Origin of the sequence: Streptomyces sp. NPDC050528 (assembly GCF_044457795.1) — a bacterium.
Classification (GTDB): domain Bacteria; phylum Actinomycetota; class Actinomycetes; order Streptomycetales; family Streptomycetaceae; genus Streptomyces.
Genome location: NZ_JBITHH010000004.1, coordinates 527,758 through 542,273 on the forward strand (window position 1 = coordinate 527,758; position 14,516 = coordinate 542,273).

A 14,516-nucleotide genomic window follows, 5' to 3' on the forward strand; every position below is an offset into this window, starting at 1 on the left:
AGTGAGCCGCGAGATGGCGAGATCAAAGGAGATCCGTTGATGCGACAAGACCTGCACTTCAGATTGGAACGCATCTCCGCGTGGTGCGGATTCGTGCTGTTGCTGGGATTCGCCGTCGCTTTCTCCGTCGGCCATCTCATCACGCCGATGGACCCGACGAAGAATGCCCAAGGTGTTGTCGAATTCCTCACCGACCATCAGACGGGGATCCTCGCCTGCGCCGCGATCATGGTGCTCGTGGTCCCGTTCGAGTACCCGTTCGTCGTCGTGACCAGCATGCAGATGCGCCGTATCGAGGGCGGGTGGGGTCTGCTGTCCATGATCCAGCTCCTCACCGGAGTCGTCGCACCGATCGGCTTCTTCTTTCCGATCGCGATACTCGCGGCAGCGGCCTATCGACCGGAGAGCCACTCGCCCGACGTGCTCTATGCGATGTCGGACATCTACTGGCTGATGCTGGTGGGCAATGCCTGCATATTCGTCCTCCAGGTCTGGTCGATCGGGTACGCGGCACTCGTCGACAATCGTGACAGGCCGGTGTTCCCCCGCTGGTTCGGCTATCTCAATCTGATACTCGGCGTTCTGCTCATCCCGGGCGCCTTCGTCTTCCTCACGAAGACCGGCCCGTTCGCCTGGAACGGACTTCTCGCGAACGTGCTTCCCACGGTGGTGTACTTCATCTGGAAAATCGCCACGCCGATCGTGCTGTTGCGCGCCGTGAAATCCGAAGAGCGGGAAGCGGCGGAGGGAGCGGCACTTTCCGAACCAACGAGCGCCCGGATGCCCACTGTCAGCTGAGCCCGCGGGAGTCGACGATGCGGAACGTGGGATGGTCGGCGGGGTCGGGGAGCTGGCGGAAGGTCTCGGTCACGGTGGGGAAGCGGCCGTAGTGTTCGAGGTAGACGGCGATCAGCGGCGGACGCTCGTCGGCCGGCACCTCTACCGCCTCGAACTCCTCGACCCGGCCCCCGCGTCGCAGCCGTCCGCTCTTCGCGGCGCGCAGGTTGCGGGACCACTCGGTGTTGCCGCGGGGTGCGATGAGGTAGCGCTCCCCGTCGTGAGCGAGGACGGCCACCGGCACACTCCGCCACTGCCCGCTGGTACGACCGCGGACGCTCAACGTTGTCAGTACCGACCGCGCGAAGAGCTTGGCCATGCGGTTGCCGATGACCCGTGCTCCCCAGGGCGGGCGGAGGTAAGGGGCGCTCGACGCTGTCATGGAACCTCCTCGGGCAGGTGTTGATAGAATTCCTAGGGTGACCCTAAATATAGGGTCACCCTAGACTCTTTGTCTCCCCGAGGCGGAGGTTCGGACAGAGGTGACGATGGGGATTCGCCAGTCGAAGAAGGAGCAGACGCGGACACTGATCGCGGACACCGCCTGGCGGCTGTTCGCCGACCGGGGGTTCGACGCCGTGCGGGTCGCCGAGATCGCCCGCGAGGCGCACGTCTCCGAGGCCACCGTCTTCAACTACTTCCCGCGCAAAGAGGACCTGTTCTACTCCCGACTCGAAAGCTTCGGGGAACGCCTGGTCGAGGCCGTCGACTCCCGCCCTCCGGGCGAGCCGGTCCTGGACACCGTACGGAACTTCCTCACCGAACCGGCCGGGCTCCTCGCCCGGGTCGAGGCCGGGGACGACGAGGCGGCCGTACGGCTGCGGACGGTCAACCGCATGGTGGCGGACAGTCCCGCGCTCCGCGCCCGCGAACAGCAGGCGATCGCCGACGCGACAGCCGCGCTGGCCGCACGGATCGGCGCGGAGGGAAGCGCCGGCGAGCCGGGGAGTGCCCTCGACGTCACCGCGTATGTGGCCGCGAACGCCCTGATGGGCGTCCATCGCGCGCTCATCGACCTCGTACGGCGCCGCGTCCTGGCCGACGAGGCGACCGACCGGCTCGCCGCCGACGTCCGTGCGTACGGAGCGGAGGCCTTCGCTCTGCTCGCGCGCGGCTTGGCCGACTATGGGGTACGGCCCGCGAGTTACGGAGATGAGGCCTGAACTGGGCACGTGGACAGGGGAGTTGCGAGACACCGGCGACTGGCAGGTACCGCTACGGGCAGGACTCCCCGAACTTCACCGCGGAGAACTCCACCGGCTGCCCGCTCAGCTTCGTCCCGGCGGGCGGCTTCTGCGAGCACACCTGCCAGTTCGACTCCAGGAGTACGTAACGCCCCTTGCCGGAGGCGTCCTTGACCGTGATCGACGTGCTGGAGCGGAGCGCGTCGCGGGCGGTGTTCACCGACTTCCCCTTGAAGTCCGGCATGGTTCCGCCGGCCGACGCAGGCGCGGACTGGTCCTTCGCCGGGCAGGTCTCGTCCAACTTGACCGCGCCGAAGTCGAGTTGGGTGTCCGTGGACGTCGTCGTACCGGCCTTCACGTTCTGGGAGCAGACCTTCCAGTCCCGGTCGAGGATCTGGTGGCGGTCCCGGCCGAGCGAGTCGTGGGACTTGAGGCTGTAGAAGCCCTGCTTCTGGGCTGCGTCCTGCGCGGACTGAAGACCCATGCCGACGAAGTCGGGGACGGTCTTGGTCCTGCCGCCGGTCTTGGCGTTGCCGCCCGTGGTGGCGGCGGTCGAACTGCCGCCTGCACCAGTGGTGTTGTGGCAGGCGGTGCCGAGGCCGCCGATGACGAGAATGCCCGCGGTGACTCCACCGAGGAGCTTCCAGTCGCGCTTCTTCCTCGGACGTGACCCGGCGGCCCATGACGGCTGACCCGGCGGCGTAAATACGGAGTTGGACACGGTACGCCCCTGATGTGTGGATGAAGGCACACTGTGTCAGACGCGGAGGCCCGGCCGCACGCTGCGTGACGAACCGTGACAGGTTTCCGGACGGCATCCGGCATCCGGCAAACGGCAGACTGGACGGATGGACGCAGGACTCGCCGCGCTGCTGGGTGCCGCTGTCGGCTCCGTCGCCACTCTCGGAGCCGCGATCGTGAGCGGCCGGACACAGACACGGGCACAGAACGATCAGTGGCGCCGTCAGCATCGCCGCGATGCCTACGCCGGTTACCTCGGCGCGCTCCATGACCGCGACATCGCCATGGACGCCGTACTCGACGCACTGCGTTCGGACGAACCCGAACTGCCCGATGTCGATGAGAAGACACATCGCTTCATCGCTCTTGCCCGGGAGGTCCATCGTGCCGCCGAAGTTGTGATCCTCGAAGGGCCGGCCTCTCTCGTGAGCGTCACCGAGCGAGTCGCCGACGCCTCCAGCGGGCTCTCCGAAGTCATGCGGCGGATGGCCGACAGCGCCCGCGCCGGGGACGCCACCCGCAAGGCCGAGGACAGCGTCCTTGCCGCCGAACGGGAGCGCGTCCTCTACCAGGAGGTCAGGGCCTTCCGGGTCGCGGCCCGCGCTGTCATCGGCAACTCCGACTGATTCTCGGCTACTTGAGGTGCTGCCCCAGGAAGTCGACGATGTGGCCCATTGTCTCCTGGGTGGACCAGGGCAGGGAGGCCGTGGTGTCGCCGGTGAAGGACAGGTCGCCGTGGCCGGCGCCGGTGAGGACGTAGCGGGTGCTGTCGATGCCCTTGGCGCGCAGTGCCGTGTGGAGGTTGAGGGTTTCGCTGGGTGAGACCAGGTTGTCGGCGCTGCCGTGGAAGATGACGAAGGGCGCGGTCTCGGAAGTGATGTGCGTGGCCGGGTCGGCGGCCGCGACCTCGCTCGTACGGTCCGCGATCGACTTCTTGGTGCCGGGGCCGTAGACCCACTGGGCGGCGCTGTTGCCCGCCGCGTAGTTGACCTTCTGGGCCGCCGTGTCGTAGTCGGCCGCTAGCTCGGAGAGGTCGGCCGGGCCGAACTCGTCGACCACGCCCTGCACTTCACTGCTCTGTGTCAGGTTGTCGCCGACGTCGAAGGACTTCTCGCCGTTGGTGGCGCCGGTCATCGCCGCCAGGTAGCCGCCCGCGGACTGTCCCCATACGGCGACCTGGTCGGTGTCGATGGAGTACTTGTCCGCGTTGGCGCGCAGGTACCGGATCGCGGACTTCACGTCGGCGACGGCGTCCTTGTACGTGGCGCCGTCCTTGGTGGTGCGGTACTGGATGCTGGCCACGACGTAACCCTGGTCGGCCACATAGGTGCGCTGGTTCAGGTTGGCGGTGCGGTCCGCCATGACGAACCCGCCGCCGGTCAGGTAGACGACCAGGGGCTTCTTGCCGGATGTGGACGTGGGCACCTGGATGTCCAGCTTCAGGTCGCTCTTCTTGCCGTTGGTGGTCGGCGAGGAGTATGTGATGTCGTGCGTGGTGGTGATCCCGGAGGTGGCGCACCGGATCTGCGCACCCTTGGGGTCGATCACCGTGCTGGTGCTGGTGTCCGACTTCTTGATGGTCTTGGCAACGGCGATGCCTCCCGCGTTGCCCGACGGCATTCCGGTGGGCGCCCCCGCGCTCGTTCCGGCGCCGGCTTCGGCACCGGTGGTGGCCGTTCCCGTGGGGCACGCGGCCGTCTTCGTGCTGGGGCTGGACGTACCGCCGGCCGAGCTTGTGCCGCCCGAGGAGCAGGCGACCAGGGCCAGCCCCGCCGTGATGGCGACCGTGACGGCGGCGCCGGTCCTCCGCCAGCCTGCCCGCGACTTTCCGTGAGGTGTTGCCTTCTCTCCGTGCATGTCCATGGCTTCTTCTCCCGCTGACGCAAGGTGGTAAACGGAGATCGCATCTCCGGTTTGTCTCGACCACCGTAACACCAAACGGAGATGTCTTCTCCGTTTAGGTCCTGGGGGTGATCGCGCCGGGTCGAACCTGATCAAGGAGTGCCCAGCTCGCGCCGGTACGATGAGCTGGACGATTCGGCATCACCCGGAAGGCGTGACGACTGGCATGGCGGAGCTCGCTGAACCCGGCAGACCGCCGCTGCGGCGCGATGCCGAGCTGAACCGCCGCCGCCTGATGACCGCCGCTCGCGAGGTGTTCCGCGACCGGGGTCTGGCCGCGACCCTCGACGACGTCGCCCGCCACGCGGGACTCGGAGTGGGGACGGCCTACCGGCACTTCTCCAACAAGGAAGAGCTGGTCGACGCGGTCTTCGAGGACATGATCGACCAGGTCGAGGCGTCCGCCCGGGAAGCCGCCGCCGATCCCGACCCGTGGCACGGACTGGCGTCCAGCCTGGAGAAGGTGTGCGAACTCCAGGCGCACGACCGGGGGTTGCGCGAGGTCATGCTCGGCACCGGCAAGGCCGCCCAACGGCACGCTCTCGTCGACCGGCGGATCAAGCCCCTGGTCGATCCGCTGATCGAGCGCGCGAAGGAGCAGGGGGCGCTGCGCCCCGACGTCGAGCACCTGGATCTCCCGATGATCCAGCTGATGGTGGCCGCGGTCACCGACCAGACCGGAGAGCCCGACCTGTGGCGCCGTTACCTGCGCCTGCTGCTGGACGGCATGCGCACCCAGCCGGACGGGACCGAACTGCTGCCCCCGGCCCCGGAGTTCCGCGGCATCGGAATGGCCGCGGATCTCACCGGGGAGAAGCCGACGCGTCCTTGAAGCCGACCCGTCCCTGAAACCGACCTGTCCCTGAATCCGGTCGGCCCGAACGCGTCCCGGGACGCTAGACCGAGAGCGCGAACCCGCCCGTCACCCGCAACGTCTCACCCGTGATGAACGAAGCCTTCGACGAGACCAGATACAGCAACGCCTCGACGATGTCCCCTTCCTCGCCCTCCCGTTGAAGGATCTGCTCGCCCAACACCCGCTTCGCCTCGGCCTCGTTGAGGTCGGCGCGGACCGTGTCGGTGAAGATCAGCCCCGGGGCGATCGCGTTGACGCGGATGCCGTCGGCGGCGAACTCGCGCGCGAAGGACACGGTCAGTCCGCGTACGGCGAGTTTGGAGACGCCGTAGATGCTGCGGTTCGCGTAGGCCGCCGACGAGGAGATGTTGACGATCGCGGCACCGGGGCGCCCCCGCATGGACCTCTGTGCCGCGAGGGAGCAGATGACGACGCCCATGACGTTCACGTCGAGCACGCGTCGCACCTTGGTGAGGCCGAGTTCGGTGAACGGCCGGTTGTAAGCGGCGTGCAGGCCCGCGTTGTTGACCAGGATGTCGAGGCCACCGTGCTGTTCCGCGACCTTGTCGATGACCGCCTGGACCGCGGTCTCGTCGGCCACGTCACAGGTCACCCCCGTCACGCTGCCGCCCGCGGCGGTGAGTTCGGCGGCGGCCGTCTCCGCCGCGGCCCCGTCGATGTCCGCGAGCACGACGTGCGCGCCCCGCGCCGACAGAGCCGCGCCGAACGCCTTGCCGAACCCGCGCCCGCCCCCGGTGATGAACGCGACCTTGCCCTGGTGCTCGTCGTTGTCCGGCATACGGTGCTCCCGTCGTCGTCCTGGTTCCAACCGGCGCCCCGCACCGGTCACTTGGGGCCGAACCGCTGTCCCGCGTCGAGTCGCAGGCACTGGCCGTTCAGCATCGGGTTGTCGACGATGGCGAGCGCGAGCTTGGCGAACTCCTCGGGGCGGCCCAGGCGTTTGGGGAACGCCGCGTCCCTGACCAGGACCGCCCGCGCCTCGTCCGGGATCTTCTCGACGGCACCCGTGTCGAACAGACTGGGTGCGATGGCCAGGACGCGGATGCCGAGCGAGCCGAGGTCGCGCGCCATGGTGAGACACATCCCGGCGATCGCCGCTTTGGCCGCCCCGTAGGCGACTTGGCCGACCTGGCCCTCGAACGCGGCGATCGACGACGTGTTGATGATGACGCCGCGTTCGCCGTCCGGGTCCTCGGGCTCGTTGCGGCTCATGTGCGCGGCGGCGAGCCGGCTGATGTTGAAGGTCGCGACGGTGTTGAGGTCGAGGACCCGGCGAAAGGTGTCGAGGTCGTGCGGCCCGTTCCTGCCGAGCGTCCGCATCGCCGTACCGCCGCCCGCGGTCGTGATCGCGACGTGCAGCCCGCCGAGCGACTCGACGGCGCCGGTCAGCGTGCTCTCCGTCGCCTCGAAGTCGGTGACGTCGACAGGCTGGAAACGCCCGCCCAGCGCCGCCGCGACCTCGGCGCCGGCCGACGCCGGACGATCGAGTACGACGACCTCGGCGCCGCGCGCCGCGAGCAACTCCGCGCTTGCGCGCCCCATTCCGGAGGCCCCGCCGAACACGACGGCCTTCTTGCCCTTGATCTCCATCGGTCGATTGCCTCTCGCTCGGTTCAGGCGGACACGGAAGACCGCTGAAGGAGGGTGCAGAGCCGGTCGCGGTGGACGGCCGTGTCGCCGTACAGCACCCGGTCGGCCCTGGCCCGGCGCAGGTGGAGGTGGAGGTCGTGCTCCCAGGTGAAGCCGATACCGCCGTGCAACTGCAGGGCCCGAGCGGCGACTTCACCGGTACCGGCGGTGGCGTAGGAGGCGGCGGCACAGGCCGCCCGGGCGGTGTCGTCGGCACCGGCGTCGGCGGCCATCGCCGCGTAGTACGTCGCGGCACGGGTGCCGTGCACGAGCAGTGCCATGTCGGCACAGGCGTGCTTGACGGCCTGGAAACTTCCGATCGGCCGCCCGAACTGCACCCGGTTCGTGGTGTGTTGGACGGTCAGCTCCAGCATGCGTTCCATCACGCCGAGGGCGTCCGCGCATCGCAGGACGGACGCCTCGTCGAGCAGGGCCTGGATATCGGCCGGCCCGCCGTCGAGACGGGCGTCGCGCGGAACCCGTACGGCGTCCAGGCGAACCTCGTGGAACGCACGGGTCGGATCCAGAACGCGCTGACGCCGGACGGTGACACCGGGGGCCGCGCGGTCGACGAGGAAGGATGCCGGTTCGCCCTCGTGGCGCGCGGTGACCAGCAGCCAGCGGGCACCGCCGGCATCCTGCACCACGGTCTTGACGCCGTCCAGGACGGCCTCGTCCCCGTCCGTGCAGGCGGTCGCGCGGATCCCGTCGAGGGTCCAGGGGGCATGCGGTTCGGCGAAGGCCCAGGTGGCCCAGTCCTCCCCGGCGGCGAGCGCGGGCAGCACCTCGCCACGCAGGCGCTCGGAACCGCCGTAGGCAATCGCCCGGCCGACGATCGTTGTCGGGAGGAAGGGGCCGCGGCCGAGTGCGCGGCCGATCTCCTCGGCGAGCAGGGCGAGTTCGGCCACTCCCTGACCGGAACCGCCGTACTCCTCGGGCAGTGCGAGGCCGGGCCAGCCGAGGTCGGACGTCAGGCGCCACAGCTCGGGGTCGACGTCCTCGGAGCTGTCCATCGACGCTCGTACGACGGTCATCGGGGCGCGGTCGGACAGCAGGGCGCGCGCGGCCTCGCGCAGCATGGCCTGCTCCTCACTGAGTTCGAAGTTCACCAGCCACCACCAGGTCCACGCGCATCGACGACAGATCCACGGCACGAAGAAGGTATCCTCTTTTTGGTGATCGGTCGAGATCTCGGGCCAGTTGAAGGCGTTCTTCCGTGCCTTTCTGTTAGTTGAGTATCATCAATTTTATGACTGATGCCGTTCTGCTCGCCGCGTGCCGCACCGCGATCGGTACCGCCCGGAGGGGGACGCTGCGGGACACCAGCGCCTTCGACCTCGCCACCGTCGTCGTACGCGAGGCGGTGCGACGTTCGGGACTGCCCCTCGACCTGATCGACGACGTCGTCCTCGGCGAGACCCTGGCCGGAGGCGGGGACATAGCCCGCTACGCGGCACTCGAAGCGGGGCTGACCCATGTGCCGGGCCTGGCGCACAACCGGCACTGTGCCTCGGGGCTGGCCAGTGTGGCGACCGCCGCCGCGGGCGTACGCGCCGGGATGGACCGAGTGGTCGTCGCCGGCGGAACGCAGTCCTCGTCGACCGCACCCGTGGCCCGGCGCCGGATTCCGGGCACAGACGACTGGCAGGACCCCTGGATGTCGCCCTCGCACGCTCCGACCCGTGAGGCGCCCAACGACGACATGGCGACGCTGGTCGGCTGGAATGTGGCCCGGCGGATCGGTATCTCCCGCCAGGAGATGGACAGTTGGGCGCTGCGCTCGCACCAGCGGGCCGTGCGGGCGATCGACGGGGGGCGGTTCGTCGACGAGATCGTGCCGGTCGAGGTCGTCGACCGGGACGGGGTGAAATCCGTGTTCGACACCGACGAGCACCCGCGCCGCGACACCAGTATCGAGAAGCTCGCGGCATTGAAGGTGCTGCGCCCCGAGATCGACGGCTACTCCATCACGGCGGGCAACTCCAGTGGCGTGAACGACGGTTCGGCCGCGGTCGTCGTCGCCTCCGCCGAGGTCGCCGCCGAGCACGGGCTGGCGCCGCTCGCCACCGTACGGGCGTGGGCGAGCGTCGGGGTCGATCCCGTCGAGACGGGACTGGCCCCGATCGCCGCCATCCGCAAGGCACTTGACCGCGCCGGGCTGCGGATCGAGGACGTCGACCTGTTCGAGGTCAACGAGGCGTTCGCCGCCGTGGCCGTCGCCGCGACCCGGGAACTGGACCTCGACCCGGAGCGGGTCAATCCCTTCGGCAGCGGATGCAGCCTCGGACATCCGATCGCCACCACCGGTGCGCGCATGGTCGTCACGCTGGCGCACGAGCTGCGGCGCCGTGGGGGAGGGACGGCGGTCGCGGCCATGTGCGCGGGCGGCGGCATGGGATCGGCGATGGTGCTCACCGCGTGACACGCGGGCCGTGCCTCAGCGCGCAGCCCAGCTCACCGTCTTCGTCTGCAGATACTCGTCGAGCCCGAACTCGCCCCACTCGCGCCCGAGTCCGCTCTGCTTGTAACCCCCGAAGGCGGCCCGGGGGTTCACCCCGGCGCTGCCGCCGTTGATCGCGACACCGCCGGTCCGCAGCCGGGTCGCCATGTCGTAGGCGGCCACCGTGTCCGCGCTCCAGACGGCACCGCCCAGCCCGTACGGACTGTCGTTGGCGATGCGTACCGCCTCCTCGTCCGTGCGGAACGGGATGACGACGCCGACCGGTCCGAAGAACTCCGTCCGGGCGATCGTCATCGCGTTGTCCACGGCGGCGAAGAGCGTGGGTTCCAGGAAGTAACCCTTGTCGAGACCGGCCGGGCGCCTGCCGCCGCAGACGATGCGGGCGCCCTCCTCCTCGCCGACCTGGATCAGCTTCTCGACCTTGTCCCGCTGGGCCGCGCTGATCAGTGGACCCATCGTGGTGGCCGGGTCGGCGGGGTCGCCGACCCTGACATCGGCCAGGGCCGCGCTCAACCGGTCGACCAGCTCGTCGTGGACCGACTCGTGCACGAGCGTGCGCGTCAGCAGCGAACAGCCCTGCCCCGCATGGGTGGTCATGCCCGCCAGCGCGGAGCGGACGGCACCGTCGAGATCGCCGTCGGCGCGGACGATGTTGGCGGACTTGCCGCCGAGTTCCAGGACCACCTTCTTCATGGAGGCGGCGGCCTGGGCGTACACCACGCGGCCCACCGTGTCCGAGCCCGTGAAGCTGACGAGGTCCACCATCGGGTGGGTGGTCAGCTCCCGGCCGGCCTCGACGTCGCCGGTCACGATGTTCAGCACGCCCGGCGGCAGCCCGGCCGCGTCGGCGAAGTCGCCGAGCAGCAGCGAGTCGAGCGGGGTCTGAGGCGCCGGTTTCAGTACGACGGTGCAGCCCGCGGCGAGCGCCGGGATCACCTTCATCATGCTGAGGAAGAAGGGGAAGTTGTACGCCGAGATCAGCGCGCACACCCCGAACGCCTCGCGCCGCAGCACCCCTTGGGAGATGCCGATGCCCGGCGCGATCGTAGGATCCATCGGACGCTCCCACGCGAAGGCCGGGATCACCCGCTCGGCCATGTCCCGCAGATGCGCCACCGGAACCCGGGTCTGCAGCGTCTCCGCCAGCGCCCGTACCGAACCCGCCTCGGCCATGTTGACGGCGACGAGTTCGGGCAGCCGCCGCTCCAACTCCTCGGCCAGGCGCAGCAGAACGGCGCCCCGCTCGGCGGGCCTCAGCCGCGGCCACGGCCCCTCGTCGAAGGCCCGCCGCGCCGCCTCGACCGCACGCCGCACATCCGTGAGCGAGGAGTCGGGAACCTCGGCGAGGGTCTCCTCCGTCGCCGGATTGCGTACGACGATCCGCGCGTCCGACGTTCCATCGGTGCGCCGTCCGTCGATGTAGAGCCGGGAAGAGAACGCGTATGTCGTCGTCATGTGTGCCGTCTCCTCATCGCCGAGTCCCACAGTTGAGTGTACTGAATTTGCGGAGGTGGGCCAGGGGTGCGCTGCTTTTATTGACTCGACCGGTCGGTACAGCTAACTTCGCAGATATCTGGGGGTCGGCCTTCTGGCTACGGACGACGGAGTTCGAAGAGAGGTACCGCCTGTGTTCAAGGAATTTGTCGTGTCCGGCGATTCGCACATCATCGAGCCGGTCGATCTGTTCAAGACCCGCCTGCCCAAGCAGCTCCGCGAACGCGCGCTGTGGGAAGAGGAGTTCACCCTCGACGAGCCGATCGTGCCGGGCGGGCACACGGAGTTCAAGAAACTCCACACCATCGGGTTCGACGGCTGGACCATCTCCAAGTACCGCCAGACCGGCGGGGAGACCCCGGACGGCGATCCCGACCACATCATCCGGGACATGAACTTCGACGGCGTCGACGCCTCGGTCATGTTCCCCAACCTCTCGCTGTTCGTCCTGTTCACGGACGACCACGAGCTGTCGATGGCCCACGCGCGCGTGTGGAACGACTACCTCGTCGAGCGCTACCTCCCCTACAAGGACCGGCTGCGCCCCACGGCCGCGATCCCGATCACGGACGTCCCCGCCGCCGTGGCGGAGATCGAGCGGATCGCGAGGCTGGGGCTCGGCGCGATCCTCCTGCCGGAGATCCCGCCCCAGCCGTACTACTCGCGGGAGTACGACCCGATCTGGGCCGCCGCCCAGGCGTACGAGCTGCCGGTCTTCATCCATGTGGCCACCGGCGGGGTGAAGGTCAAGCAGGAGATCTCCGGAACGGCACAGACCGTCCGGGGACTGATGACGTCCATGAACATGGGCAAGGGGAACCTGACCGACGACATGGTGGCGGGCCGGACCATGGGCTTCGCGGCCGGTGCCGGTGTGGCGGGGCCGCAGGGCATCATCGCCAGTCTGGTCGGCGGCGGGGTCTGCGAGCGCTTCCCCGACCTGCACTTCAACCTGATCGAGTACACCGCCGGCTGGCTGGTGTCCTTCATGGGCTACATGGACAAGGCGTGGAAGACGGGCACCGGCCAGGACCCCGACTGGTGGCTCGGCTTCTGGGACGACAACCGTCCGGCGACCGAACAGCCCTCCATGGGGCGGCTGTTCGCGATCAACGACAAGTGGCCCTACCCGCTCAAGCCCACCGAGTACGTCCGGCGCCAGATCCACGTGCAGTTCGCCGACGACCCCACGGCCGTCAAGGCCCGCCACATCACCGGCCTGTCGACGGTCATGTGGGGGAACGACTACCCGCACGCGGAGGGCACCTTCCGCAGCAGTGCCGAGTGCATCGCGGAGAACTTCGAGGGCGTCAACGACGAGGACCGCGCGGCCATCCTGGGCGGCACCCTCGCGGACATCGTGCACTTCGACAAGAGCAGGAAACTCGCCCCGGTCACCGAGAACGCCTGACCCGCGAAACGGCGTTTCAGGGTACTGAAACGCGATGACAGCGGCGGGCGGCCCGAGGGTGCCGCCCGCCGCTTCTCTCACGGCGTGGGCAGTTCGCCGATCAGCGCGAGGGAGGCACGGGCGTACGCTGCCCGGCGCCGCCGGCTCACCAGGAAACTCGGGGGAGCGAAATAGCCGACGTCACGGGGCAGCGAACCGGCGCGACGGGCGAGCATCTCCTTCGCGTCGGCCGTCGTCCCGCACACGGCGATCCCGGCCAGCATCTCGTCGGTGACGGCGGCGGCCATCGCGTCGGTGTCACCGGCCCGGAACGCCTTGCGCAACTGCGCCACCGGGCCCTCCCAGCCGTGGTGGGCCACGAACGGGTCGTACGTCTTCACCGTCAGATAGAAGGCGATCATGCGCCGGGCGTCGGCCACGGCGCGTTCGGGGGCGGTGTCGTCGACCGCGGTGATGACCCAGCCGTGCTCCAGCGGCGCCTCGGTGCGGCCCGCGGCGACTGTGCCGCGCTCCACCGACGGGCGTACGACGTCGTTCCACCAGGAGGCGGTGAACAGCCCGTGCCCGATGACACCGTCGGCGACCCGGCCCGCCGTGGCGGCCATGCGGGTGTTGAACGCGGCGAGCAGCACGGGGATGTCGAGCGGGCCCAGCACGGGGGCACGGACATCGGCGTCGATCGAGTGGAACTCGCCCGAGTAGTGGACCTTCTCGCCGTTCTCCGCGTGCAGCCAGGCGCGCACAGCGCCGACGGTCTCCGCGATCCGGGCCACGGGCCGGTCGGCGGGCACGTCGAGCCAGTCGCGGTTGATACGGAACGCGGCGCTGCCCAGACCGAGGAAGAGCCGCCCCGGCGCCTGGGCGTGGAGTTGGCGCAGCGCGGTGGCGTGCGCGTACGGGGTGCGGGCGAAGGCGTAGGCGATGGCGGGTCCCGCCAGGGCGCGTTCGGAGTTCGCGACGATCTCGGCGAGGGTGAGGTAGGCGTCGTGGTCGACGAACTCGCCGGCGCAGAAGGCGCCCGCACCGGCTTCCTCTGCCTCGTGTGCCACCTCGCGGCCCGGCCAAGGCATGCCAAAGCGCATCGGAGCCAGCCCTCCCTGGAGCATCATGAAAAAAGGATACTGTTTTATGGAGCGTAGGGGAGGGTCAGCGCAGTGTCCATCGTCCGCGGGGCACTGCGTCGCGGTCCACCTCCGCCTTCCCGATCGGGTTGCCGATCTGCGTGTACGACAGCCCGGTGCGCAGTGCCTGGGTGCGGGTCGCGTCCAGGGACTCCCAGATCGCCCGGACCGTGCCCTGGATCGCGGCCGGCGGCCTGGCGGCGATGATGCGCGCGATCTCGTCCGCGCGGGCCCAGAGTTCCTCACCCGGCAACACCTCGCTGACCAGGCCGATTTGGAGAGCGCGGGCGGCCGACAGGCGCTCGTCCAGACCGAGCAGGGCGATGCGCAGGGTCTCGCCGAGCGGGATGCGACGGGCCAGCCCGATCGGTTCGAGCGCGGCGGTGAGTCCGTAGCTGACGTGCGGATCGAAGAAGGTCGCGTCCTGCGAACAGATCAGGATGTCGGCCTCGTTGAGCCAGTAGAACGCTCCGCCGGCGGCCATGCCGTGCACCGCGCAGACCAGCGGTTTCCACACCTGATTGAGCTTCGGCGACAGGAACTCCCCGGGGTCGGTCTGCGACCACACGTTGGGATGCCGGTCGATGCCCTCCTTCACGTCCATGCCGGTGCTGAACGCGCGGTCGCCCGACCCGCGCAACACGACGACGTGCACGTCGTCATCGGCCTTGACCCTGTCCCAGAGCGCGGAGAAGTCCTCCAGCATCTGCTGGTTGAAGCTGTTCATGGCCTGCGGCCGGTTCAGGGTGATGGTGGCGACGTGGTCGGTCACCTCGAACAGGACGGTCTTGAGATCCATCCGGCGACTCCGTTCGTCAGCTCGGTTCGTCATCTCGACGTGATCGAGGTAAGTAGTATA

General features: G+C 69.1%; 15 protein-coding genes. 6 read left to right on the plus strand and 9 right to left on the minus strand.

The window, feature by feature from the left end; all coding sequences use genetic code 11:
* The first annotated feature begins 39 nt into the window (after positions 1 to 39).
* On the plus strand, positions 40 to 798 hold the full coding sequence (locus tag ACIBK4_RS17320) for a hypothetical protein (RefSeq protein WP_398995588.1): 759 nt from the start codon (positions 40 to 42) through the stop codon (positions 796 to 798).
* Here the strand turns inward: ACIBK4_RS17320 and ACIBK4_RS17325 are convergent.
* Positions 791 to 1,219 carry a nitroreductase family deazaflavin-dependent oxidoreductase gene (locus tag ACIBK4_RS17325; protein ID WP_398995590.1) on the minus strand — a complete coding sequence of 143 codons (429 nt, stop codon included), beginning with the start codon at positions 1,217 to 1,219 and terminating at the stop codon, positions 791 to 793. The genes ACIBK4_RS17320 and ACIBK4_RS17325 overlap by 8 nt on opposite strands.
* A gap of 106 nt (positions 1,220 to 1,325) precedes the next feature.
* Here ACIBK4_RS17325 and ACIBK4_RS17330 point away from each other — a divergent pair, with 106 nt between their 5' ends.
* Entirely contained in the window at positions 1,326 to 2,000 is a 675-nt protein-coding gene (locus ACIBK4_RS17330) for a TetR/AcrR family transcriptional regulator (protein WP_398995591.1), read from the plus strand.
* 52 nt (positions 2,001 to 2,052) lie between these two features.
* On the opposite strand, the gene ACIBK4_RS17335 is transcribed toward ACIBK4_RS17330, so the two are convergent.
* Positions 2,053 to 2,742, minus strand: a complete 690-nt coding sequence (locus ACIBK4_RS17335; protein ID WP_398995592.1) for a PASTA domain-containing protein — start codon at positions 2,740 to 2,742, stop codon at positions 2,053 to 2,055.
* 127 nt (positions 2,743 to 2,869) lie between these two features.
* On the opposite strand from ACIBK4_RS17335, the gene ACIBK4_RS17340 reads away from it, so the two are divergent.
* Complete coding sequence (locus tag ACIBK4_RS17340; protein ID WP_398995593.1) at positions 2,870 to 3,388, plus strand: proline dehydrogenase; 519 nt, start codon at positions 2,870 to 2,872, stop codon at positions 3,386 to 3,388.
* Between the two features lie 7 nt (positions 3,389 to 3,395).
* On the opposite strand, the gene ACIBK4_RS17345 is transcribed toward ACIBK4_RS17340, so the two are convergent.
* Complete coding sequence (locus tag ACIBK4_RS17345; RefSeq protein ID WP_398995594.1) at positions 3,396 to 4,625, minus strand: prolyl oligopeptidase family serine peptidase; 1,230 nt, start codon at positions 4,623 to 4,625, stop codon at positions 3,396 to 3,398.
* A gap of 205 nt (positions 4,626 to 4,830) precedes the next feature.
* On the opposite strand from ACIBK4_RS17345, the gene ACIBK4_RS17350 reads away from it, so the two are divergent.
* Positions 4,831 to 5,496: a TetR/AcrR family transcriptional regulator gene (locus ACIBK4_RS17350; RefSeq protein WP_398995595.1), complete on the plus strand. Its 666-nt coding sequence runs from the start codon at positions 4,831 to 4,833 to the stop codon at positions 5,494 to 5,496.
* Positions 5,497 to 5,560: 64 nt separating this feature from the next.
* Here the strand turns inward: ACIBK4_RS17350 and ACIBK4_RS17355 are convergent, their stop codons facing one another.
* The 3 genes from ACIBK4_RS17355 to ACIBK4_RS17365 are packed head-to-tail and all read right to left on the minus strand — an operon-like array spanning position 5,561 to position 8,279.
* Positions 5,561 to 6,319: an SDR family NAD(P)-dependent oxidoreductase gene (locus ACIBK4_RS17355; protein ID WP_398995596.1), complete on the minus strand. Its 759-nt coding sequence runs from the start codon at positions 6,317 to 6,319 to the stop codon at positions 5,561 to 5,563.
* A gap of 47 nt (positions 6,320 to 6,366) precedes the next feature.
* Complete coding sequence (locus tag ACIBK4_RS17360; protein WP_398995597.1) at positions 6,367 to 7,131, minus strand: SDR family NAD(P)-dependent oxidoreductase; 765 nt, start codon at positions 7,129 to 7,131, stop codon at positions 6,367 to 6,369.
* Between the two features lie 23 nt (positions 7,132 to 7,154).
* Positions 7,155 to 8,279 (minus strand): acyl-CoA dehydrogenase family protein, encoded by a 1,125-nt coding sequence (locus tag ACIBK4_RS17365; RefSeq protein WP_398995598.1) that lies wholly within the window; start codon positions 8,277 to 8,279, stop codon positions 7,155 to 7,157.
* A gap of 140 nt (positions 8,280 to 8,419) precedes the next feature.
* On the opposite strand from ACIBK4_RS17365, the gene ACIBK4_RS17370 reads away from it, so the two are divergent.
* Positions 8,420 to 9,592, plus strand: coding sequence for a thiolase family protein (locus ACIBK4_RS17370; RefSeq protein ID WP_398995599.1), 1,173 nt, complete (start codon positions 8,420 to 8,422; stop codon positions 9,590 to 9,592).
* Positions 9,593 to 9,607: 15 nt separating this feature from the next.
* Here ACIBK4_RS17370 and ACIBK4_RS17375 read toward each other — a convergent pair whose 3' ends face one another.
* A complete protein-coding gene (locus ACIBK4_RS17375; RefSeq protein WP_398995600.1) occupies positions 9,608 to 11,086 on the minus strand; it encodes an aldehyde dehydrogenase family protein in 1,479 nt (492 codons plus the stop codon).
* Between the two features lie 190 nt (positions 11,087 to 11,276).
* Here ACIBK4_RS17375 and ACIBK4_RS17380 point away from each other — a divergent pair, with 190 nt between their 5' ends.
* Complete coding sequence (locus ACIBK4_RS17380) at positions 11,277 to 12,536, plus strand: amidohydrolase family protein (protein WP_398995601.1); 1,260 nt, start codon at positions 11,277 to 11,279, stop codon at positions 12,534 to 12,536.
* A 77-nt stretch (positions 12,537 to 12,613) separates the two neighbouring features.
* Here the strand turns inward: ACIBK4_RS17380 and ACIBK4_RS17385 are convergent, their stop codons facing one another.
* Both ACIBK4_RS17385 and ACIBK4_RS17390 read right to left on the minus strand, forming a co-directional pair.
* Positions 12,614 to 13,645 (minus strand): LLM class flavin-dependent oxidoreductase, encoded by a 1,032-nt coding sequence (locus ACIBK4_RS17385; RefSeq protein ID WP_398995602.1) that lies wholly within the window; start codon positions 13,643 to 13,645, stop codon positions 12,614 to 12,616.
* Between the two features lie 37 nt (positions 13,646 to 13,682).
* Positions 13,683 to 14,456 (minus strand): enoyl-CoA hydratase/isomerase family protein, encoded by a 774-nt coding sequence (locus tag ACIBK4_RS17390; RefSeq protein WP_398995603.1) that lies wholly within the window; start codon positions 14,454 to 14,456, stop codon positions 13,683 to 13,685.
* Between the last annotated feature and the right edge of the window lie 60 nt (positions 14,457 to 14,516).